At 44.1% G+C, this 22,883-nt stretch carries 20 protein-coding genes and 1 riboswitch; of the genes, 9 read left to right on the top strand and 11 right to left on the bottom strand.

The annotated features are described in order from the left end of the window. Window positions 1-35 precede the first annotated feature (35 nt). The 4 genes from E0D71_RS01860 (at window position 36) to E0D71_RS01845 (ending at window position 2,268) form a co-directional block, all read left to right on the top strand. Window positions 36-242, top strand: coding sequence for a hypothetical protein (locus tag E0D71_RS01860; RefSeq protein ID WP_133001594.1), 207 nt, complete (start codon window positions 36-38; stop codon window positions 240-242). Then, complete coding sequence (locus E0D71_RS01855) at window positions 239-850, top strand: LysE family translocator (RefSeq protein ID WP_133001593.1); 612 nt, start codon at window positions 239-241, stop codon at window positions 848-850. Before E0D71_RS01860 ends, E0D71_RS01855 begins: the two co-directional genes overlap by 4 nt. 38 nt (window positions 851-888) lie before the next feature. Next, a complete protein-coding gene (locus E0D71_RS01850; protein WP_133001592.1) occupies window positions 889-1,179 on the top strand; it encodes a GIY-YIG nuclease family protein in 291 nt (96 codons plus the stop codon). A 210-nt stretch (window positions 1,180-1,389) separates the two neighbouring features. Beyond that, on the top strand, window positions 1,390-2,268 hold the full coding sequence (locus E0D71_RS01845; RefSeq protein ID WP_133001591.1) for an NAD(P)-dependent oxidoreductase: 879 nt from the start codon (window positions 1,390-1,392) through the stop codon (window positions 2,266-2,268). A gap of 241 nt (window positions 2,269-2,509) precedes the next feature. Here the strand turns inward: E0D71_RS01845 and E0D71_RS01840 are convergent, their stop codons facing one another. The 4 genes from E0D71_RS01840 to E0D71_RS01825 all read right to left on the bottom strand — a co-directional run bounded on the left by E0D71_RS01840 (window position 2,510) and on the right by E0D71_RS01825 (window position 5,976). Continuing rightward, window positions 2,510-3,991, bottom strand: coding sequence for a tripartite tricarboxylate transporter permease (locus E0D71_RS01840; RefSeq protein ID WP_133001590.1), 1,482 nt, complete (start codon window positions 3,989-3,991; stop codon window positions 2,510-2,512). An 8-nt stretch (window positions 3,992-3,999) separates the two neighbouring features. Then, window positions 4,000-4,452, bottom strand: a complete 453-nt coding sequence (locus tag E0D71_RS01835; RefSeq protein WP_133001589.1) for a tripartite tricarboxylate transporter TctB family protein — start codon at window positions 4,450-4,452, stop codon at window positions 4,000-4,002. 79 nt (window positions 4,453-4,531) lie between these two features. After that, on the bottom strand, window positions 4,532-5,458 hold the full coding sequence (locus E0D71_RS01830; RefSeq protein WP_133001588.1) for a tripartite tricarboxylate transporter substrate binding protein: 927 nt from the start codon (window positions 5,456-5,458) through the stop codon (window positions 4,532-4,534). A 38-nt stretch (window positions 5,459-5,496) separates the two neighbouring features. Next, window positions 5,497-5,976: a hypothetical protein gene (locus E0D71_RS01825; protein ID WP_133001587.1), complete on the bottom strand. Its 480-nt coding sequence runs from the start codon at window positions 5,974-5,976 to the stop codon at window positions 5,497-5,499. A 507-nt stretch (window positions 5,977-6,483) separates the two neighbouring features. Here E0D71_RS01825 and E0D71_RS01820 point away from each other — a divergent pair. Continuing rightward, window positions 6,484-7,608: a glycosyltransferase family 4 protein gene (locus E0D71_RS01820; RefSeq protein ID WP_133001586.1), complete on the top strand. Its 1,125-nt coding sequence runs from the start codon at window positions 6,484-6,486 to the stop codon at window positions 7,606-7,608. On the opposite strand, the gene E0D71_RS01815 is transcribed toward E0D71_RS01820, so the two are convergent. From E0D71_RS01815 to nspC, 5 genes are all read right to left on the bottom strand, one after another. Beyond that, on the bottom strand, window positions 7,605-9,575 hold the full coding sequence (locus E0D71_RS01815) for a RecQ family ATP-dependent DNA helicase (protein WP_133001585.1): 1,971 nt from the start codon (window positions 9,573-9,575) through the stop codon (window positions 7,605-7,607). The two genes, E0D71_RS01820 and E0D71_RS01815, sit on opposite strands and share 4 nt — an antisense overlap. Next, window positions 9,572-10,540, bottom strand: a complete 969-nt coding sequence (locus tag E0D71_RS01810) for a serine/threonine protein kinase (protein WP_133001584.1) — start codon at window positions 10,538-10,540, stop codon at window positions 9,572-9,574. Before E0D71_RS01810 ends, E0D71_RS01815 begins: the two co-directional genes overlap by 4 nt. Before the next feature lie 191 nt (window positions 10,541-10,731). After that, a complete protein-coding gene (locus tag E0D71_RS01805) occupies window positions 10,732-12,111 on the bottom strand; it encodes a hypothetical protein (protein WP_133001583.1) in 1,380 nt (459 codons plus the stop codon). Window positions 12,112-12,366: 255 nt separating this feature from the next. Next, window positions 12,367-13,611 (bottom strand): saccharopine dehydrogenase family protein, encoded by a 1,245-nt coding sequence (locus tag E0D71_RS01800; protein WP_133001582.1) that lies wholly within the window; start codon window positions 13,609-13,611, stop codon window positions 12,367-12,369. Window positions 13,612-13,659: 48 nt separating this feature from the next. Continuing rightward, entirely contained in the window at window positions 13,660-14,757 is a 1,098-nt protein-coding gene (nspC, locus tag E0D71_RS01795; protein ID WP_133001581.1) for a carboxynorspermidine decarboxylase, read from the bottom strand. A 354-nt stretch (window positions 14,758-15,111) separates the two neighbouring features. Here nspC and E0D71_RS01790 point away from each other — a divergent pair, with 354 nt between their 5' ends. Together E0D71_RS01790 and E0D71_RS01785 are read left to right on the top strand one after the other, a co-directional pair. Then, the gene (locus E0D71_RS01790) at window positions 15,112-16,434 is read left to right on the top strand and encodes a Na+/H+ antiporter family protein (protein WP_133001580.1); all 1,323 of its coding nucleotides are present in this window, start codon (window positions 15,112-15,114) and stop codon (window positions 16,432-16,434) included. A gap of 136 nt (window positions 16,435-16,570) precedes the next feature. Continuing rightward, window positions 16,571-17,152, top strand: coding sequence for an NnrU family protein (locus tag E0D71_RS01785; RefSeq protein ID WP_133001579.1), 582 nt, complete (start codon window positions 16,571-16,573; stop codon window positions 17,150-17,152). Between the two features lie 76 nt (window positions 17,153-17,228). On the opposite strand, the gene E0D71_RS01780 is transcribed toward E0D71_RS01785, so the two are convergent. Continuing rightward, on the bottom strand, window positions 17,229-19,139 hold the full coding sequence (locus tag E0D71_RS01780; protein ID WP_133001578.1) for a methyl-accepting chemotaxis protein: 1,911 nt from the start codon (window positions 19,137-19,139) through the stop codon (window positions 17,229-17,231). Between the two features lie 288 nt (window positions 19,140-19,427). On the opposite strand from E0D71_RS01780, the gene yegD reads away from it, so the two are divergent. After that, a complete protein-coding gene (gene yegD / locus E0D71_RS01775) occupies window positions 19,428-20,792 on the top strand; it encodes a molecular chaperone (RefSeq protein ID WP_133001577.1) in 1,365 nt (454 codons plus the stop codon). 136 nt (window positions 20,793-20,928) lie between these two features. After that, window positions 20,929-21,122, top strand: a riboswitch (cobalamin riboswitch). A 67-nt stretch (window positions 21,123-21,189) separates the two neighbouring features. Continuing rightward, on the top strand, window positions 21,190-21,864 hold the full coding sequence (locus E0D71_RS01770; RefSeq protein ID WP_133001576.1) for an energy-coupling factor ABC transporter permease: 675 nt from the start codon (window positions 21,190-21,192) through the stop codon (window positions 21,862-21,864). A gap of 102 nt (window positions 21,865-21,966) precedes the next feature. Here the strand turns inward: E0D71_RS01770 and E0D71_RS01765 are convergent, their stop codons facing one another. Further along, window positions 21,967-22,854, bottom strand: coding sequence for a LysR family transcriptional regulator (locus tag E0D71_RS01765; RefSeq protein ID WP_133001575.1), 888 nt, complete (start codon window positions 22,852-22,854; stop codon window positions 21,967-21,969). Window positions 22,855-22,883 lie beyond the last annotated feature (29 nt).

Here is a 22,883-nt window from a genome sequence, read left to right as displayed (position 1 = left end):
AGGCTAAGGTGAGTCAGAGACGAAAAGGAGATAGAGTGATGCTAATTATTTCTTTATTGACCCATGTTCAATATTGCATTGAGCGTTATCAAACACGTAAGTCTTTGATTAAGGTAAGTGAGCAGCAAATGCAGGATATGGGGCTGACTCATGAGATTCGTCAAGCAGAATTATCGCAGGCCAGTTTTAGCGGATTTATTGGCGATCTTATGCGCAAAAAAACCAAGGAAACTTCATCATGATTACGGACGCTTCGTTCTTTTTCGCTTTGGCTTTGTTCGCTTTTATTATGTCGGTAACGCCTGGACCCAATAATATGATGTTATTGGCGTCTGGTGCCCAATTTGGCTTTCGCCGTACTTTGCCCCATATGATTGGCATTGTATTAGGCATGGCGTCCTTGTTATTTTCTGTGCTGCTGGGGATGGGGGCATTATTTGTACTCTATCCTCCTATTTACTCCGTTTTAAAATGGGTTGGCGGCGCTTATTTATTGTGGCTTGCTTGGAAAGTGGCCAGCGCCCCAGTAGGCCAACTGTCTAACGCCAAACAGTCGGCTTCGCCCATGCGATGGTGGCAGGCGGCGCTTTTTCAGTATGTGAATCCTAAAGCTTGGATGATGTCGGTTGGCTGTGTCAGCTCCTTTTCTTTGGCCGGAGACTTGTATGTGCAATCCGGTTTTTGGATTATCGTCTTGTTTGCGTGCATGGGGTTTCCTGCGATTACTCTTTGGGCGTGGGCGGGTGTTGCGATTCGCCGTTGGTTAACGGATGACAAACGCCAGCGAGCGTTTAATTACGTCATGGGATTGGCCACGGCTTCGACCTTGCTGTTAATGGTGGGAGGTTAGATAATCCCTATTTTGCAGCAAGGACAAAGGAGATCACTATGAATGAGTGGAGTCTCTATATCATCAAAACCCGTCTTGATACACTTTATACTGGCGTTACCACCGATGTGGAGCGCCGTTTTAAAGAGCACTCAGGTGCGAATAAAAGCGGTGCACGATATTTAAAAGGAAAAGGCCCCTTAGAGCTCCTATGGCATCAAGTTGTTGGGAGCAGAAGCGATGCCTTGGTACTAGAGTATCGTGTTAAACAACTTAATAAACGCCAGAAATTACAGATAGTTAACGGCCAACTTTGTGTCTCTTCCTTAATAAAGACTAGGTCACTTTGACGTTAAATCGAGTCATGGTGACTTCTTCCATGTGACCTGCTCAATAGGTCACTCTTCTTTTGTCATACCTTCCAACACGCTTCTTTTGCCTGATCAAACGTAAAGCGTGATCTTTTGTTTTTTACTAAAAAACAATATGGTAATATAATCATACAATTAAATTGGTGCTATTAAACGCATATTGGCATTTGAATCATTAGGAGAATAAAAATGACGAAACCTATTATTGGGTTCATCGGGCTAGGCTTAATGGGCGGCAACATGGTTGAAAACCTTCAAAAAAGAGGTTTTGAGCTTAATGTAATGGATCTAAATAAAGACGCCGTTGCTGCTTGTGTTGCACGTGGTGCGACACAAGCGACTTCCGCAAAAGAATTAGCGGCCGCAAGTGACATTGTTATGCTTTGTTTAACGACCTCAAACGTCGTTGAAGCATTGGTTTATGCTGAAGATGGTATTTTAGCGGGCATTAAAGAAGGCGCCGTATTAATTGACTTCGGTACTTCTATCCCTGCATCTACACGTAAAATTGGCGCCGATTTGGCCGCAAAAGGAGCGGGTATGATTGATGCTCCTCTAGGTCGTACACCTGCCCACGCCAAAGACGGCTTGTTGAACATCATGGCCGCAGGCGATAAAGATACCTTTGAGAAAGTTAAGCCTATTCTTGAGCAACAAGGTGAAAATGTTTTCCATTTAGGCGCATTGGGAGCAGGCCACACCACTAAATTAATCAATAATTTTATGGGCATGACAACGGTAACGGCTATGTCTCAAGCGTTTGCTGTAGCGGATCGCGCAGGAGTTGATCGCCAGCAATTATTTGACATCATGTCGACAGGTCCTTCTAACTCGCCGTTTATGCATTTTTGTAAAAACTACGCGATTGATAACAACAGTGATTTAGGCTTCTCGATAGCTAATGCTAACAAAGATTTAGGTTACTTTTTGAAGATGGTAGAAGACCTTGGAACACGCTCGCAAATTGCGGAAGGAACGTCAGCGAACCTTCAAGCAGGCGTGGATTTGGATATGGGAAATGGCAATGTTCCTGAAATATTCGACTATTTCATGAAATTGAATGCGTAACTGTTAGCCATCAATATCTAATGCCGTTATGGTCAAAACGCCTCTTTTTAGAGGCGTTTTTTTTGGCCCGCATAAGGCCACTTTTCAAGCGTTATCTTGGGAGTACTGGAGAACAGGGAAGCGCTCTGGCGAGGGAGTGGTTCGAGCTAGAGATTGCGACAAGGGAAAGATAAATAAGGGCTTTTAGGCTTCATCAGATGTGCATTCTGAGAAGCCTAAAGCAAGAGTTGAAGTGAGTTTGCTAAGTGGAACTAGCGGTTTTTCTATGCCTTCTTATGGTTGACCACAGTGAGAAAATCGCCAAAAGTATAAAAGCCAATGCGATAGGCCTTTCATATAGGAACGACCAGCTACCTTCGAACATCAATAGGGATTTTCTTAAATTGGTTTCTGCCATTGGCCCTAGAATGATCGCAAGCAGTATCGGCGAAGTGGGCACTTCTAATTTATTCAATACAAAACCAAGTACGCCAAATGAAATGGCAATGCCTACGTCGAACATTGAATTATTGATCGCATAAGCCCCAACAATCGATAAGAAAATAATGATGGGGATCATTAGTAATTTAGGGACTTTTGAAATCTGACAGAAAAAGCGAATGCCTAATAGCCCAATTAACAGCATGGCAATATTCGCCACTAGCATAGAGCTAAAAATACCGTAGACAATTTCTGGGTTTTGAGTGAACAGGAGTGGTCCAGGAGTCAGCCCTTGAACAATCAAAGCCCCTAGTAATACGGCGGCAACCGCATCGCCCGGTACACCTAATGTTAATAGGGGAACGAGTGAACCGCCTGTGACTCCATTATTGCCTGCTTCTGCGGCTGCGAGCCCTCTAATAGATCCGTTACCAAATTCTTCAGGGTTCTTAGAGACTCGTTTGGCTTCGTTGTAGCACACAAACGCTGAAATATCGGCACCAGCACCTGGAACCGCACCAATAGAGGTACCAAATAAAGCACTTTTAATCGACGTAGGTAGAATGCTTTTAAGGTCTTTTAAACTCATCAGTTTATTACTGAATTTCTCAGCAATTTTTTCTTTTGCATGCAGTTTTTCTAGTTGGGTTAAGGCTTCTGATATCGCAAATAAACCAATTAAAACCGGGATGACATTGATGCCGTTGTAGAGGTCTAAGATTCCAAAAGTAAATCTTGGAACACTGCTGATAGGGTCGAGACCCACGGTTGAAATCAATAAACCAATGGTACCGGCTAATAAGCCTTTCAAGATACTTTTTGATGCCACGCTGGCGATAATGGTCAAGCCAAACAGGGCCAATGCGAAGTATTCGGGAGCATTAAATCGCAATGCAAATTCTGCCAACATAGGCGCAATAGCGATCAATATAATGGTACTAATTAATCCGCCTACAAAAGAGGCGACCGCCGCGATGCTCAAAGCACGTGCCGCTTCGCCTTTCTGAGTCAGAGAATAACCATCCAGAACCGTTGCTGCGGATGCGGGTGTCCCCGGTGTTTTTAACAATATGGCAGAGATGGAACCGCCAAAAATACCACCGATGTACACCCCAATAAGCATCACCATGGCGGCAGTCGCTTCCATGCCAAAGGTAAATGGCAACAATATTGCCACGCCCATTGTTGCTGTTAAGCCTGGCAGTGCGCCAAGAATTATGCCCCCTAGAACGCCAAATATAAGGACAGGGAATATTGCTAAGCTAAATGCAGCACCAAGGCCGACAAATAAATGATCTATCATAGAAGCCTCTAAAAAATAATGCCTTCAGGAAGGGAAATAACAAACACGTGGCTAAATAGATAATAAATAGCAACAACAAAAAAATAGGCGAAAAGGTAGTAAGAAAGCTTCTTTGTTTTTAAATAGGCCAAATACAAGGTAAACGCAGTTAAGCTGGCAATAAGGTAGCCAAGAAGGCCTATTAGTACGGCATACACGACTAAGAAACACAGGCCAAAGAAAGACATTTTTGAAAATAATCCGTCGGATTCTTGTGCTTTATGCTTCTTGGCTCGGTGTTGAACGAGCAATGCAATACAGATGATGATTTGTGCGATGACCAAAACCGTAGGGAAAAATTTTGCCCCAACGCTAGCGTCTTGCTGATAATAGACTGGTACAGTAAATTGCGGGATTAACGACAATATAACAGCACTAATCACAATGATTAATATAGGAAAAACAATATTTCTATTTAACATAGAAAAATCCTTTTGAAATAAACTGAACTCAGTAATCACAAACAGGGTTGCCAGCAGTAGCAACCCTGTTTGTGTGTTATTACTTAATTAATGCACCTAAAGATTGAGTGTCATCTTTAACAAACTGAGTAAACTCAGCGGCATTCATGTTGTGAATTGTCATGGCGCCTTTGGCCATGAAGGTTTTAAATTCATCGGATGCCATGGCTTGATCGAATGCATTTCCTAAGGTAACAATTATTTCATCTGGCGTGCTTTTCGGTGCGCCAATTCCACGCCATGTGCCACTGGTCACATTAACGCCTTGTTCTATCAAAGTAGGGACGTTAGGAATGTATGAAATACGTTCTTTAGACATCACCCCTAAGGCTTTTAATTGACCTGATCTGAGTTGAGAAATGGCTTCACCCGGCGTGACCATGGTCACGGCAGTGTGTCCACCCAAGACGGATGGAATGGCTTCTGACGAACCATTGTATGGGATGGCATTAAGTTGAATGCCCTGATCTTTTTGCAAAGCGATCAAATAAAAGTTTGGCGCTGCGGTTGAGGCAAACTTTACTTTTCCTGGATTGGCTTTCGCTTCTTGAATTAAATCATTGATGTTATTGAATTTACTGTCTTTGTTAACGAGGACAACGGCAGGGTCTAAGTTGACCATACGAATGAGTTTGAAATCATTGGCCGTATGTTGCATTAAGCCCATTTGAGGTAAGGAAGCGATTTCGCGGGTGACAACCGTTAAGGTATAGCCATCACCACGCTGTTGCGCGCCATAGCTCATGCCGACCGCACCAGAGCCTCCGGTTCGGTTCATCACAGAAATGTTGGTTCCGAGTATGTCTTTTGCGCTGTTTGCTAGTGTGCGACCGACGGAGTCTGTTCCGCCACCAGCACCAAATGGCACGACTAAACGGATATTTTTGCTTGGGTAATCAGCGGAAAACGCAGAAGCAGAAGCTAAAATTCCAGCAAGAACAATGGTATTTCTAATTATTTTTTTCATTACATAATCCTTTTTTATATTTATTGTCGTTTTCTTTTTTATTTGTTGTTTCTGTACATTTGGGTAGGTTGGTCTAGCTTCCTTTGTTGGTAATCACTGATGGCTAATTGTTCAAATGCTAGGGCTATCCAGCCGCTAATAAGCATATCAAACCATTGCTGAACACCACTGCAGGCAACCACAACATCCCCATAGACAAATGAGCCATAAAAGAGAACATCATCATCACGTAGAGAAGAGGGGTGCACGGCTTGGTGATGAAGGTTGGCGCTTTTGTTTCGCCAAGCTTGGGCCGCTTTGTTTCTAGCAAGAACATCAAAGGGAGTGCTCCACGATGAGTTCTTAATAGATTCTTGATACAGAATTGCCTCTTCAAATGTTGACTCCCAAGGCTTTATTCTGGGATCCATAATGACAATATGCAGTTCTTTTCGGTTGGTTTGTTCAAACAGCTTGTCTATCGCTGGTTTAACCAGTTCAACCGCGTCTTTAGCAAGCTGTTTATGGTCTCTTGCCATGTCAAACTCCTACTCGTTAGGTCGAGCGTTCTTCCCTATGCTCAAGTTTTTATTGTTAGTTCCTCATGACAAGCCCCATCCATAGAAGGTGTGTTTATCATGGTGATTTGAGTACTTCTATTCCAAGCTAGTGCTTATAAGAGGGCTTTTCGAAGGTCTTATCCTGGCAAGTAGCAAGTCATGAATTGTAACTTACCATAATATAATACTACAAATAAAGAGTGGTCAGCAGATTTGGTCTGGCTTTTATACTACCTTGGGAAAGTGGGGGTTTCAGAACAAACAGTGTGTTTTGTTTGTTCTGAATTTAGATGAAGTGCATATACATAGGATTGCCATAGGTGCTGATGTCTTGGCTCTTTTGGGGGTGTTTGATTTGATAAACCCACGATGAAAAAGGCTTATGGTTTTCCCACCATTTCATTTAAGCGCTACACCTTGCAGTGCTTTTATTGCTACTATTTCCCTTTTGCAGCTTAACAGGCTAAGAGGATTTTCTTTAAGACCATGAAAACCATTTTGATATCGAAACAGAACCTTGAAAAAACGTATTCAGGTGCTTGTCGTAGTGTGCATGAAGAGATTAAGTATTTTCGATCAATGGGCTGTGAAGTGCACACCGTTTCAGAAAATGCGAATGTAACAGATATAAAAAACAGTGGTGGAATTTCTCATAAATCGAAGCGCTTTTTTTGGCAGAAAAAGTTTAAACGAAGAATTCAGTTTAGCAATGAGACGTTAAAATTAGCGAAAAAGCTGAAAGCCGATATGCTGATTGGGCATGGTGATGTCCAGCATCCAGATGTCCATTTTATTCACAATTGCGTGCATCTCGCTTGTGAAAAAATACATGGAAAGCCCCTCCCTAAAGATGATGAAATGTATTTGGTACATACTCCAATATTTCAAAATCATCAATTTAAACATATTGTAGCGAACTCTAATTTAGCTAAAGATGAGTTGATAAAACGCTTTTCTGTACCTGAAGAGGATATTTCTGTTATCTATCCTGCGATTGATGAAAGTCAGTTTAAGTGTTTGCCTGAGGCTTCTAGGGTAAAAATCCGCACAGAATTAGGGGTAAAAGAAGACGAATATTTAGTTGGGTTAGTGACTTCTGGTAACTTCAAGAAACGTGGTGTGGATCGTTTTTTTGAGGCAATTAATCTCCTGCCAAAAGAGATCGCAGAAAAAACGCATTTTGTGTTTGTTGGCAAAGACAAGCTAACCCCAGAGTTCCAGACCATACTTGATAATTCTCCTTACAAACATCGAATCCGCACCCTTCCTATCATTGACAATGTAGAAGAGTATTTTAACGCACTGGATATTTTTGTACTGCCGGCGCGAATTGAAGAGTTCGGTCGTGTGGTTGCTGAAGCTATGGCATGTGGTGCGCCAGTCATTACAACGAAATGGGTTGGGGCAAGCGAAATCATTCGTAATGAAGCCGCAGAGTTTGTTTATGAAGGCTCGGACAACCAAGAGCTAGCCGAGCTAATGACAAGGCTATTAACGGATTCAGCATTATGGAAACGTGTTTCTTTAGCTAACCAAGAGTCAGCTAAAGAAGTGTATGAGTCTGCATTAAAGCAGCAATTTGATGCAGTTTTTCACCGTTTTATAGATTAATTGTACCCTGTTTGGTGTTGTTTTTTGACGGCATCAAGCACCTCTCGATAAGCCTGTTGTTCGTACTTTGCAAATCCTGATAATTGGCGGGCTTTTACTTTGGTAAAAATAGGTTGGGTAAGACCCGTCAAAAATCGTGTTACTAACACTTCTGTGATTAGACTATTAGGGCTTTTATTTTGCATATGAGAGACGAATTCATTGATGTAAAAAGCCAAGTTTTGCTGCCAGTTATCCTTCTCTGAGGTTGGTGCGGCAAAAGCCAATACCTTACCTTTGCACACCGAGCAGTGGCCGCAGTGCTGTGGTGCATTCTGATCACCAAAATATTTAGCGAGGTTGTGATTTAGGCAACGGTCAAGTTGGAAAAAACGAATCATGGTAGCGATGCGCTCTATTTCAGAGCTTTCTTTTTCTTCAACATACTGACTGAGTTGGTTGAGCAGGGTTTCCTGATGAAAAACCTGAGTATTCACTTGATAGACCTCAGTAAGCCCCTTGCTCTCCAGTATGATCACATTTTGATCAGCAAGATGTTCTAGCACTTGTAATACATCACCTCGGGTCACGCCCGCTTGTTGATACATGGTATCAAAGTTGGGTGTTCCCCAAATCTTCTTATACTGAATACCGTTTAATATCGCATCATAAGTGGATTGCATCTCAGCTGGAAGGTGCGCTTTAAAAGCATGGCGATCCGTTTGCCATTTTAATCGAACTTCTGCGTAGTAGCTGTATTTTGGCTCTATTGCGTCAAGCATTTCGAGTTGTACTAACAGCGTTTTTAGCGGTAAAGAGCGAATGTTTGTTTGGTTGGAAAGGCCATAAAGCTGGGTTTCCCATTGATCTGTATGCCACTGTTCATCATGAATTGTGTGTTCTTTGATTTGGCCGAGTAGATTCTGTATTTCATGGCGTTGTGGGGTATCACCATAGACGAAATTTTCTAAGGTATGAAGGCCTTCTAAACTTGCGAGCATGACACAGCGGCTAGGTAAATTATCACGCCCAGCACGGCCAATTTCTTGGCTGTAGTTTTCAATGGATTTGGGTAGGTCATAGTGGACGACAAGACGAATATCCGCTTTGTCGATACCCATGCCAAACGCAATGGTGGCGATAATTATTGGCGTTTGACCGGACATAAAGTCTGCTTGAATCTGGCGCCGCACATCGTCCTTTAAGCCCGCATGATAAGCCTTCGCTGGAAAACCCTCTGTCATCAGTGTATTGGCAATGTCTTCCGCTGTTTTCTGTTGAGTCACATAGACAATACTTGGCCCTGAAACCTCCTTAAGGAGGCGCTTTAGTTCAAATATTTTGCCATCGCTTTGTGCTGGAATCAGCTCAATGTCCAAATTAGCGCGGTAAAAGCCAGTTTGAGTGATGTGTTCAGGGTAAATATTGAATTTCTGTGCCATATCTCTTTGTACACGACGTGTTGCCGTTGCCGTAAGCAATAATACCAAAGGGATTTGCAGTTCTTGTTGGTAATGAGGCAGTTTTAAATAATCAGGGCGGAAATTGTGTCCCCACTCAGAAATACAATGGGCTTCATCAACTACTAACATCGAGATGGGCACTTGTTTTATAAATCGGCGAAAGCGTTCGTTTTTAAAGCGCTCAACGGAAATCATCAGAATTTTGATATGGCCGCTTTGTACGCCTTCCATGACCGCTTGGCTGTCTTCTTTGCTCTGGCTTGAATCTAAGCTGGCAGCGGCGATGCCCTTGCTGCGCAAAAAATCTAATTGATCGTGCATCAAGGCAATCAGTGGTGAAATAACCAAGGTCAGATTAGGTAGCTGGGTCGCCGTAAATTGATAACATAATGACTTGCCTGAGCCAGTTGGGAATACCGCTAATGAGGAGTGTCCAGCGAGTAACTGCTGAATGGTTTGCTCTTGACCTTGGCGGAATTGATTAAAGCCAAACAAGGCGTCGAGTTTTGATTCTAATGGATTCATCGAGACATGTTCCCCCATTCTAGTTCACAGCTTTTTAGCTCATTCAAATGATTGATCCAGTACTCTTCACTGGTAAACCAAGGGAAGGCTTTAACAAAGGCTGGATCATTCCAGCGTTGTTGTAACCAAGCAGCGTAGTTGGCTATTCGCGCGCTTTTAAACACATCAATTAAGCCCAGTTCACGAGTGTCAAAGGGTAGATAGGTTTCATAGCCTTCGATCATTTCGCTGAGTTGTTGTCTTGGGTTTTCTGTTTGCGTTAAGTGTAGCCAGAGGTCTTGAATGGCGACACCGTTTTGGCAATCATCAAAATCGAGCAGGTGGAATTCTTCATTATGAAGCATCAAGTTGCTCCGATGACTGTCACCATGAACGGCACGTAATTCTGTTGGCCAATAGACATTGAGTTGGGCTGCGCTCATCTCATGAAGGCGGGCAATTTGCTTTTGATAGTCTGTTTTTAGCCGTTGTGGCAAATGTTCTCCTGCCAATATTTGTGCACCTGCTTGTTCTATTTGTTCCAACGGAGACACGCTAATGCGGTGCGTGAAAGGGGTTGCCATGGCGTGATGAAGTTGCCCCATCCGTTCACCAAGCTGATACAACTGATCTAGGTTATCTGCCTCTGGGTGCTGCCCTGTCAATTTTGCTGAAAGCGCAAAGTAGATGTCGTTATGCAAGAACAGTGTCTTACCTTCGAATGCCAAGGGGGCGACGACGGGAACACCTTGTTCTTGCAATGCGAGCAAGGTGTCATGTTCTTCGCGGATTTGTGCCTCAGTCCAACGTTCTGGTCGGTAAAATTTAGCAATGACCGGCGAACTGTCCTCAATGCCCACTTGGTACACTCTATTCTCATAACTGTTGAGCGGGTAAATACGCGAATCACTCCATAATCCTGTGGATTCAACGGCGTCTAAAATAACGTCAGGAACTAGGCTTGAGAAAGTGTGTGTCGCGGACATAATATTGGCTCTAAAGAAGTAAAAAGGCAGTGATGAAAACCGAAAAGCGCATCTGGTAGCCCAAGAAAAAGAGGGGTGGCCTGATAAAAGTATTATAGCAAAAATGTGCGCGAATTAGGGGAGGAAGGAAATGCTGAATGGAACAAACAGCCAGATCCGATTGATCCGACTGCTTGTTGTCTGTGGACTGATTATTTTTCTAACGCTTCCTCTGACGAGTCAAGAGCGCTGTCAGTACTGGGTGAGCTTGATGGGTCTTGATCCATCATTGCGTCGCCGGCATCTTGCTCCATGCTGGATGTGGTCGTGTCTGTTGCCATTTCGTCCGTTACGCCGCTGTCTTTAGCGGGTGTTGTCGTGACGTCAGCTGTTTTTTGGGCTGATTTTTTAGCCATCTCAAGTTGCGCCATTAAATTAGCGACTTGATTCTGTAGCGAGGTGATGTATGCGGTTTTATCAGCAAGCTTGCTATTGAGCGAATCAATTTGTTTATTCAGTATGTCTAAATTGTTATTTTGCTTAACAATAGTGGCCTTTAAGTCTTGCTGGGCCGTTTGTACTGCTTGCTCGTTTTTCATGCTGTCTTTGATAAATTGAACAATAAGCTGCCCCTGTTTACTCAATCTTTGGTCACGAGAGTCGACGGCGCCCAATTCATTAGAAATCGCCAGCAAGAGTTTCTCGAAGTTCAAAATATAGCGTTCATTGGCACTTTGCGGCATGGCTCGAAGTTTTTTCACCGCAATGGACACTTGCTCTGCATGATTAATGGCAAACATCACCGCATCGGCTTTTTCTTTAATTTTTGCAGTGGCTCTTGGTTCGGCGGCAATGAATGCTTCAGCGTCCATTAACGCAGCAGAGGCTTGTGCTAACGTTTGTGGGGCATAGTTTTTCACTAGTGCCAGTTCCAGTCTTTTCAACTTGTCTTTAGCGTCTGACAAGTACACTTTAATGGCGGTTTTTATTTCTAACCCACGCTGTTTGCCTACTAAGCTTGGCTGAGCCGTGATGGCCGCATCAACTTTGCCATTCGCGACTTGATCGACAAGGTTTTTTAGCTCGTTATCCAATTGCTTATAGGTTGTTGGGTAGAGTGTGTCTGCCCCAATTTCTTGCAATTGTTTGCGGTTTGAAAAAGCGTCTTCGAGTGTGGTCAAAGCTTGCTCACGAATGCCTTCTGCTTGGCTTATTTTTGCATGAAAGTTATTTAGGCCTTCTTGCGCCGCTTCTATATTGGTTTGAGAATTAAAGAAGCCAATACTGTCGTTTGCTTCGCTGGGGTCAGAGGCAAACTCTGCGTAGTATTCTTTGGCTTTGTCGAGCGCCTGTTGTGCCTGATTGACCTGCTCTGTGGCGAACCAATCCAGCTTGCTGTCTTTTGCTGATGTCAGTGTGGTCGTGGCGTTGTCGATGGCTACCTTGACGGCTTCTATGTCTGCAGATAACTGTGTTTGAGCAGCGGTATCGGCTTGGCTAGGTGCAGATGAGCTACTTGGAGAAGAGGCACAGCCAGCTAACGTTAGGGTGATTGCAGCCATCATGGCTACTATTTTAACCTGGTGTTTCATTACATAATCCTTATTGCAGAATAGTAGAAAACGTGATCGCTCGTCGTTATCGATAAATGCATAAAATCGTCTTTTGCTGTCAGTTTCTATTCGAAATACTGACGCTTTGTTGAAGTGCGTAATAGTAGCTACCTGCAGCGAGCAAGTATAGGTGGTGGTGCAGATTCCATCAAAGAAAGCGAAGATAAGGGGCAGGAAAAAAATAGCCTCGCGAGGGCGAGGCTATTTATTCATCAGAATAATAACAATGCGCTGTTATTGATTAAAAGTGAAAGGGCGATCGCCGTCTTCATCTTTAATACGAGTAGGTAAGCCCATCTCGTTCAATAGACCTAAGAAAGGTTTTGGATCAAGTTGTTCGACGTTGCGCATTTCTTTTGCGTCCCAAGTGCCGTTGGCAACGAGAATAGCGGCTGCAACAGGAGGAACACCGGCGGTATAAGAAATACCTTGGCTACCCACTTCGTTGTAAGCGTCTTTGTGGTCTGCAACGTTGTAGATAAAGACTTCTTTTTCTTTGCCGTCTTTGATGCCTTTAACAACATCGCCGATGCAGGTTTTACCGGTGTAATCTGGCGCCAAAGAAGAAGGATCAGGAAGTACGGCTTTTACCACTTTAAGCGGCACTACTTCTAAGCCTTCTGCTGTTTTCACTGGCTGCTCAGACAATAATCCTAGACTTTTTAGTACGGTGAAAACATTGATGTAATGTTCGCCAAAGCCCATCCAGAAACGCACATTCGGCACGTCTAGGTTTTGAGAAATAGAGTGAACTTCGTCGTGTCCAGTCATGTAAGCGGTTTGCTTACCAACGACAGGAAGGTCATCTGTTCGACTGATTTCGAACATTTTATTTTCTTGCCACGCGCGGTCTTGCCAAGAGTAAACACGTCCGGTGAATTCACGGAAGTTGATTTCTGGGTCGAAGTTGGTCGCGAAGTATTTGCCGTGGCTGCCTGCATTGATATCGATGATATCGATGTCGCTAACACTGTCAAAATAATCGTTGTAGGCAAGTGCTGCGTATGCGTTCACCACACCTGGATCAAACCCTACGCCAAGAATAGCGGTCACGCCTTTGTCTTTACATAATTCGCGGCGTTTCCATTCGTAGTTTGCATACCATGGTGGTGTTTCACAGATTTTTGTTGGGTCTTCATGAATTGCTGTGTCTAGGTAAGCGGCGCCAGTTTCGATACACGCTTCTAGTACCGACATATTGATAAACGCAGAACCTACGTTAATGACGATTTCAGACTGGGTGTCATTAATCAGCTTAATAGTGGCAGGTACATCAAGAGCATCAAGAGCGTATGCCTGAATGCGACCCTCGACTTTCATGCTGCCCTTTTCTAGGACACTGGCTACAATATCGTCGCATTTTGCAACGCTACGGGAGGCAATTGCGATATTGCCCAGTGTGTCATTGTGTTGGGCGCATTTGTGGGCTACAACACGAGCCACGCCTCCGCCACCGATAATTAGGACATTTTTTTTCATAGTAACGCTCTCTCCAAAATAAAAAGTGTGAACCGTCTTAACTTGTGATCAAGAAAGGTTCTGCACAAAGTCGTTATAGTCGAATTCCCTCACAACCTCGATGCTGCCATCCAATTGGCGTATGGCAATAGACGGCATCTTAACACCGTTAAACCAGTTCTTTTTCACCATGGTGTAACCTGCCGCGTCTTGAAAAGACAAGCGGTCACCTACTTGCAATGCTTTGTCGAACTTGAATTCACCAAAGATATCGCCAGCTAAGCAAGATTTACCACACACCATGTATTCATGTTCACCATCGCAAGGGGCCATTTTAGCGTTTTCACGATAGATTAATAAGTCCAGCATATGGGCTTCAATTGAGCTGTCTACAACGGCCAAGTTTTTGCCGTTAAATAAGGTATCCAAGACAGACACTTCCAATGTGGTGCTGTTGGTAATCGCGGCTTCACCAGGCTCTAGGTAAACTTGTACTTGGTAACGATCTGCAAAGGCTTTTAGACGTTGGCAGAAAAGGTCAATAGGGTAGTTTTCACCGGTAAAGTGAATGCCGCCTCCTAGACTGACCCATTTCATTTGTTTGATCAAATGACCAAAACGGCTTTCAATGTGAGTGAGCATCTCATCAAAGCGTTCGAAACTGTCGTTCTCACAGTTATTATGGAACATAAAGCCAGAAATTTGTTCCATCACGGTTGCGATTTTTTCTGGGTCCCATTCGCCTAAACGGCTAAATGGGCGAGCAGGATCCGCAATAATAAAGTCAGAGGTACTGACTTGAGGATTAACTCTTAAACCACGAGTTTTATCGCGGCTAACCTCATTGAAACGGGAGAGCTGCCCAATGGAGTTAAAGATGATTTTGTCGCTGTTCGCAAGGACGTCTTCAATTTCATCGTCGGTATAAGCCACGCTGTAAGCATGAGTCTCACCTTGAAATTTCTCTTTGCCTAATTTCACTTCATACAAAGAAGAAGACGTGGTGCCGTCCATGTACTCTTGCATTAAGTCAAACACAGACCAGGTTGCGAAACATTTAAGCGCCAAAAGGGATTTGGCTCCGGACTGTTGGCGCACGTAAGCAATCTTCTCTAAGTTTTTTAGAAGACTGGCTTTATCAATGAGATAATATGGTGTCTTGATCATGGCAACGGCCCATTTTTGAAAAGGCGTATTCTAGAGCAAAAATGGGGGCGTTTTCTAGCAAGATTTTGCTATTTTACCACTTCATTTTTTCTCAAAAATTGTTTGGAAAATCAAAGTCGAATGGAAGTTCGGTTTCGAGTTTTTAGGACGATGCTTAGCAAGGATCCAATCGAACAAATAAGACAAAATGTCGCCATCTTCTAATTTCTCCTTGAGAAATCATCTTGCTCCCCTACAATGCCGCCTTCGCTTGTCACTTAATGTGGCTTTATTTGTGGGTTTTATTGCCGTTTTGGCGAATTCCCCTGTGCTTATTTGTCGGTGAGCACATTATGCTGTTAGGAAGATATTGAGATGAATGCGGTTGTTGTAGGTGTTGCCTTAATGTTGATATTAAGTGTGGCGCGTTTAAATGTGGTGATTTCGTTGTGCGTTAGTGCAATCACTGCCGGTCTGGTCGGCGGTATGAGCCTATTAAAAATCACTCAGGTATTTGAGCAAGGACTTGGAGAAGGGGCTGTTATCGCCTTAAGTTATGTGATGCTAGGGGCATTTGCCGTGGCCATTTCTCGCTCTGGCTTAACGGATTGGCTTGCGCATAAAATTATTGCCTTAATTAACCGTTCACCAACGCCTAATCATGTTGCTCTAATGCGTACCTTGGTGTGCTCGGTATTATTAATTATGGCCATTTTCAGTCAGAATTTAATCCCAGTACACATTGCCTTTATTCCTATTTTAGTTCCGCCATTATTACACGTCATGACTTATTTAAAGCTTGATCGTCGTTTGATTGCTTGCGTTTTAACATTTGGTTTAGTGACGCCTTATATGGTGTTGCCTGTGGGCTTTGGTGGTGTCTTTTTGCATCAGCTGTTAGCGAGTAATCTAGCGGCTAATGGCTTGACCGTTGACCCGAGCGCCATTGCGCCAGCGATGTGGTTGCCTGCAACCGGCATGGTGATTGGCTTGCTGATTGCCGTTTTCTTTAGTTACCGTAAGCCTCGCGAATACGTAACCTCAGAAAATGAGTTCAATTTGGATTCTCTAACCTTGCCAAGTCGTAATGCTATTATGGTGTCTTTTGTGGCCATTGTGGTTGCCTTAGCGACACAGCTTTATACCGGGTCTATGATCTTTGGGGCGTTAAGTGGTTTAGCGGTCTACTTTATTACAGGTCAAATTAGCTGGAAGCAATCTCAGACAGTGCTGTCTGGTGGGGTTGAGTTGATGGCGATGATTGGTTTTATTATGATCAGTGCCGCCGGGTTTGCCGCGGTGATTCGTGCAACCGGTGAGGTTAACTCCTTGGTTAATCTATTGGGTGGTTGGCTTGGCTCAAATCAAGCCGTAGCGTCTGCTAGCATGTTGTTGGTTGGTTTGATTGTGACAATGGGGATTGGCTCGTCGTTTAGTACCATTCCTATTATCGCAACCATTTATACTCCCCTTGCGATGCAGCTTGGGTTTAGCCCAATTGCAGTTGTGGCCTTGGTGGGAACCGCGGCGGCGCTTGGCGATGCTGGCTCACCAGCTTCTGACTCTACATTAGGGCCTACTTCTGGTCTGAATGCAGATGGGCAACATGATCATATTAGAGACAGTGTTATTCCAACATTTTTGCATTACAACTTACCGCTTCTTGTGATGGGCTGGGTCGCTTCTTTAGTGCTTTAAAAGGGCAATAGAGCATAGGGTAGTGCTTTGCTAGCGTGAAACTCGAGTCTTGGGGCTTTCATTTTTAACGTGGCTGTTTTTTCATGATGATAGAATGCAGCCCTGATTTACCTAGATGGTTAAGGAACTCTGTTCTATGTTGAATTTAGTAATCGGTCTGGTTATTTTCTTTGGTTTGCATTCGGTGCATATCTTTGCACCAGAGTGGCGTGCTCGCAGTATGGCGAAAAACGGTGCTGTGCGTTGGCGCATGCGTTTTGGTTTGATTAGCTTATTGGCCATTGCGTCTATTGTGATGGGCTTTATGCAGGCTCGTCTTGCGCCTGTGTGGCTTTGGAATCCACCAATGTGGACTCACCAAATAGCGTCTTTATTGGTGCTAGTGTCTTTTTATTTTGCAGCCGCGGCGCTGATTCCAGGCACCAAATTGAAATCGATGGTGGGGCATCCTTTTCTACTGGCGATTAAATTGTGGGCCTTTGCACACTTAATCAGTAATGGCACGTTAGCCGACCTTGTCTTGTTTGGTGGGTTCTTGGTTTGGTCTATTGTTAGCTTTGCTGTGGCTCGCCGTCGTGACCGAGCCGCTGGCGTAGAGAAGCCTGAATACATTGGCGTGCACATGGATCTTGCCGCGTTTGTCGTATGTATTGTGTGTTGGTTTGCCATGGTGTTCTTCTTACACAAAATGTTGATTGGTGTTTCTCCTTTGGTTTAATGCAATCTAGGCACCAATCAGAATCCCCAACTGGCTAAGCCAGTTGGGGATTTTTTTTGCGTAGTAAAATCGACGTTTAGGTTCTAAAAATATTAATGTTATCAATTAGGTCTTGTGCCAACACTTTTAGTTCTTCGGCGCGTTGTGCGCTGAGCGTTGATAACTCAACCAGCTCGACAGAGCCTTGCTGAATGTCATTGGTGTTTTGATTGATTTCAGCGGTGACACTGGTTTGCTCTTCGGTGGCGGTGGCAATTTGCGCAGCGCGATCGTTGATTAAGCTAATAGACTGTTGAATATTGTCTAGACTGATTTTAGCTTCATTTACATCAAGGACACTGCCTTCTGCTTGCTCATGGCTCTTCTGGATCTTAAACACGGCATTTTTGGTTGTGGTTTGCAGTGTTTCGATCATTTTTTGAATTTCTTCAATCGAACTATAAGTGCGCTGTGAAAGTTCTCGTACCTCGTCTGCAACAACCGCAAAGCCACGGCCATGTTCTCCTGCACGAGCGGCTTCAATGGCGGCGTTAAGGGCTAACAGATTCGTTTGTTCGGCGATGCCGGAAATGGTCGTCAAGATGGCACTGATGCCATTGGCGTTGCTGCTAACGTTGTTAATAACATGGGCAACTTCTTGAACTTCTGTGGCCAGAGCTGAAATGCTGTTTTGGCTCTTAATCACTTGGTTTTGGCCAAGTCGGCTTGCGGCAACGGTCTCATCTGCATTGCTTGCCGTATTAGTGGCATTGTTAGCAATCTCTTGTGTGGCTTGAGCCATTTGATGAACTGCAGTAGCCACCATAGAAATGTTTTGTTGTTGTTCTGCTAACTTTGCGTTGCTATCGCCCGAGCTGTCGTGGGCATAGGTCGCTTGTTGAGAGAGTTGTTGGCCGATTTTTTTAAGGTGTGAAATGGTGCCGTGTAGCAACTCTACGAAGTTGTTAAAGTTCGCCACCAATAGCGCAATTTCATCTTTGGAACGGGTTGTTAAACGCTGTGTTAGGTCTCCGTTGCCGTTGGCAATTTGCGCCATGCTGTCAGACACTCGACGCAAGTCTTTTAATAAGAAGCGCGTGACTTGGGTGACGATTAAGGCGGCCAACAGGATGATTATTAGAGAGATAATAATGGTTTTGATGCCCAGACTTTTCACGGGAGCATCCAATACCGACTTTTTCATTATCATGCCCAAAATCCATGGGCTGCCTTCAATTTTACTGGTGTACATTAGGGTGTCTTGACCTTTTAGGCTAAAGGTCTTGAACTGAGGGGCTTGGTTAACCTGACTAAAAAATTGCTTGTTGAGACTAGGGGATAACTCCGTTGCATTTTTTAAAATCAATTGGACATTTGGGGTCGCAATGATCTTACCGCTTTCATCAAATAAAGTGCTGTAACCATCGCCTTGTACTTGCAGCGCTAAAATGCGATCCATTACTGTGTCTAAAAACACCAACCCCCCTAATGCACCTTTAAATTGACCATTGACAAGGATGGGTTCCACGAAGGTCATCGACAGTTTTTTGGTTGAAGCTGAGATGTAAGGGGCGGTAACAAACGCTTTGCGTTTCGCTTTGGCGTCTTTATACCAGCCGCGGACTCTAGGATCGTAAGAGGCGCTATTTAACGAGGGGTCATGGCGATACATATTGCCGTTTTCTAAGCCAAGAAACGTCATGCCAAACTGCAGGCTGGTTTGTGCCTGTTGCAGAATGTCTAGTACCGCTTGTTCGCTTAGATTTGGGTTGGCTTGTAGCTGTGCTTCTACTTTGTTGCGCATAGCAACCAAGGCATTACGACGGTCTTCTGACCAGCTATTAATATAGGTAGAAATAGCATCGGCTTGGGAAGTCGCTTCCGCTTCTACACGGGATGAGCTGGAGGATTCGAATTCATAATATGAAAGAAAGCCAACGCTAAGGGTGATGATAATCGCGACGATAATTGATTGTAATGTAATCTTGGCTTGTAGCGAAAGACTCATAATAACTCCATTTATAATTCAGTGGTGGCTTGTATGTGGGCGTTTTTTTGCTGATAAAACGCTAAGCCAAAGTCGAGAGTGAGATAAGGCGCTACGCGTATTCTTTGTTGTATTTTATTGTTGGCATAAAAGTAGCGCCGCCATTATAGAGATTTTCATCTGAGTGACGAATAAAAAATGGTTTACGGCATAAATAGTATGGCTAAGCGCCCTGAGTGCTGACAGTTTTAAGGGGAATGTGTTATCTTCCGCGGCCTTTTTGGTTATTAAGATAGGCAGAGATTGAACATGATTTGTGGATTTGATTACGGTACATCGAACTGCGCAATCGGTATTGAAGAAGATGGCAAAGTGCGATTAGTGCCTCTTGAAGGCACAAACACCTTTTTGCCATCAACGCTTTATGCGCTTGACCGGGATCTGATATCAGAGTCCGTTGCAAGAAACTTGACCGACCCTCAAGCAAGAGCATTATTTGTTGAGCAGCGTCGTCTTATTTTGTCGCGCGCACAAAGAGTACGTCGAGAAGAAGACATTGCCAGTGATGAGCAGACCTTATTTTTTGGTCGAGCCGCTTTTTCTGAATATTATCAATGGCCTGAAGACGGGTATTTTGTTAAATCTCCTAAGTCCTTTTTAGGTGGCAGTGGACTGCGTGAGCAACATATTCACTTTTTTGAAGATGTGGTTACCGCGATGATGCAAAACATCAAGCAGCAAGCTGAGAAAAGCTTAGGACAAGAAATCACTCATACGGTAATTGGTCGTCCGGTTAACTTTCAAGGCATTGACTCTGAAGCGAGCAATCGCCAAGCATTGGACATTCTAACGACAGCGGGTAAACGGGCTGGTTTTAAAGAGATTGAGTTTCTGTACGAGCCGATAGCGGCAGGTTTGGATTTTGAAGCCAAGATGACGCAAAACCAAACCGTGCTGGTGGTGGACATAGGGGGGGGTACCACCGACTGCGCTATGGTCAAAATGGGCCCTGATTTCGCGTCAAAAGAAGACAGAAGCGCTGATTTTCTAGGGCATACTGGTGAACGGATTGGTGGTAACGACCTAGATATTCGAGTGGCAGGTAAGCACCTGATGCCGCTTTTTGGTATGGACTCGAACCTAAAGACTGGGTTACCAATGCCGACGCAGCTTTATTGGAATGCTGTGACTACCAACGATGTCACGGCGTTGGCAACATTTAATAGCCTAGAAACCAAGCTACAGATCGAACAGTTACGCTTAGATGCGTCTGAACCGAAATTGCTTGAACGCTTTTTGCATTTGCGTGAAGAAAAGCATAATTACCATTTGGTTCGCAATGCAGAAGAAGCCAAAATCGCTTTGTCAGATCAGCAAGAACACAAGGTGTTGCTGGATTACATTGAAAAAGGGTTAAACCGCTCCATCTCTCGCGATCAGTTTTCACATTCCATTCAGCCACCATTAGAAAAAATGCTGTCCTTAATGAGTGAGGCGATCAAGCAAGCGGGCGTGCAACCTGATGTAATTTATATGACGGGTGGCTCTGCGAAATCTCCAGTTATTAGAGAAGCGATCCAGCACAGAATAGGCGATGTTCCAGTCCTTGATGGTGACCACTTTGGCAGTGTTGCCGCTGGGCTTACGGTGTGGGCTAAACGTATTTTTCGCTAGTTTTGACCGCGTTGTTTCATGAAATTGAATGAAGATATTGTCGACTTGACGTATTTTCATTCAGAGTCTAGAAAGGTTACTTTTTAGGTTGCTTATTAGTGAGTAACTTCATAGGCTTTGCGAATCTACTCTTTTATAGGGTAGTACGAATAAAGGTGTCAGTGTAACTGATGAAACGGGAAACGAGTGCGCTTCAGGAAGAAGCTAATCTGGTACTGCCCCCGCAACGGTAAATAAGTCAGGAAGCCATGCTTGCTCCCACTGTGAAAATGGGAAGGGACAAGTCGCTGCTTATGAGTCCGGAGACCGGCCTTTATTTTTTTATGTTTTTTGCCAAGCAAAAAACGATTAATTGAAATCATACGGGTGAGTATGAAACATTTATTGGAGGCACATAGTGCATATTGAACCAGGCGTTGTCACTGGCGCTAAAATTGTTTTGAGTTATGCAACGGCATTTGCGGCATTAGGGTTATCTGCAAAATCGTCCATCGATGCGATTCGTGAACATGGTCTAATGACCTTATTGGGGCGAAGCATCATCACCAGCGCATTGGTCTTGTTCTTTTTCCAGGTGTTGCCGCATCAGCCGGTAGGCGTGTCAGAAGTTCATCTTATTTTAGGCTCTACTTTGTTTTTGATATTTGGCCCTGCAGCCGCCTCTATCGGTCTGTTTATGGGATTGTTGATTCAAGGTGTCTTTTTCGCTCCTTTTGATTTGCCGCAATACGGTATGAACGTAACGACTTTGCTATTGCCTCTTTTTGCTATGGCGGCTGTGTCGCGACGGGTTATTTCTGAGCGTACGGCGTATGTGGATATTGGTTACGCACAGGCGTTGAAACTGTCGTTAACTTACCAAGGTGGCATTGTACTATGGGTTGCTTTTTGGGCATTCTATGGTCAAGGCTTTGCCGTTTCTAACTTGTCTGCTGTGGCGAGTTTTGGTGTGGCTTATTTAAGCGTTGTATTGATTGAGCCACTTATTGATTTGGCTATATTGGCAGGCGCTAAAGGAATGAAACAAGTGAAGCGTTCTCCTCTGGTAGAGCAGCGTCTTTTTAACTCATAATCCTGTTCTTTGTTTTACCGCCTTCTTTGAAAACGCCTCTTCTTATACCTCAGAAGAGGCGTTTTTGTCTCTGGTTGAACAATCAGTGTGATAGCGGATGGATTAACGGTTTTCTGAGTCGTGCCCCTGCTTACAGACAAAGTCTAAAAAGGCTTGGTTTGCCTGAGAAAGGTAAGCGCCTTTGCGCCATGCAATGCCAAGGTCGAGCCAAATGGGTGGGTTAAAAGGGCGTGAAATAAGTTGATCGTCACCTTCGACCACCATGCTAAGCAAGGTCGAGACGCCAAAGCCTTGTTGCGTAATGGATTTAATGAGGGGGATTAAGTTAGTTTCAAAACCAATTTTAGGGCTTTTGCCGGTTTCTCTTGCAAGCCTGTCTACCACTCGTCGATGAAAATACCCTTCTTTAAACATCACCAACTCTTCATCAAAAAAGGCGTCGGGCGTGATGCTTTCTAGTTGACTAAAAGGGTGATCTTTGGCCACAGTGACGCGCATTTCTTCTTTAAGTAAACGGTGAGTTTCTAAGCCTTCTGGTAAGGTTTCCGCAACAATGACGCTTAAATCGAGTTCGCCGTCTTCGAGCATTTTTTGCAGCTGCCAAGTGCCTCCCTCAATGACCTTTAAATTGATCGTTGGGTGACGGTGTCGAAATGCCATGAGAATAGGGGGGAAGTAATAAGAGCCCAGCATGCTCGGAATACCAACGCGGACTTCACCTTGATTTAGGCCTTTTAGCTCATTCATTTCTAATAATGCATCGTCGGTCGCTTGAATGATTTTCTCTGCGTGTAGCAGCAGGCGTTTGCCTTCGTCGGTTAGGCTGATCTTACGGTCTGCTCTGTGCAGTAGGGTCAAGCCAAGTTCTGTTTCCAGTTTTTTGATGGCCATACTGACGGCTGGTTGAGCCACATTCAATTGCTCTGCGGCACGGGTAAAGCTGGCGTTTTTGGCTATCGCCAGAAAATAACGCAGTGGTTTAATATCCATCAATATTATTGATCCTATAGATAACTAAG

Origin of the sequence: Marinomonas sp. KMM3893 (assembly GCF_004352855.1) — a bacterium.
Taxonomy (GTDB): domain Bacteria; phylum Pseudomonadota; class Gammaproteobacteria; order Pseudomonadales; family Marinomonadaceae; genus Marinomonas; species Marinomonas arenicola.
The sequence above is the reverse complement of the archived record's forward strand: the minus strand, read 5'-3'. Positions and strand labels throughout refer to the sequence as shown.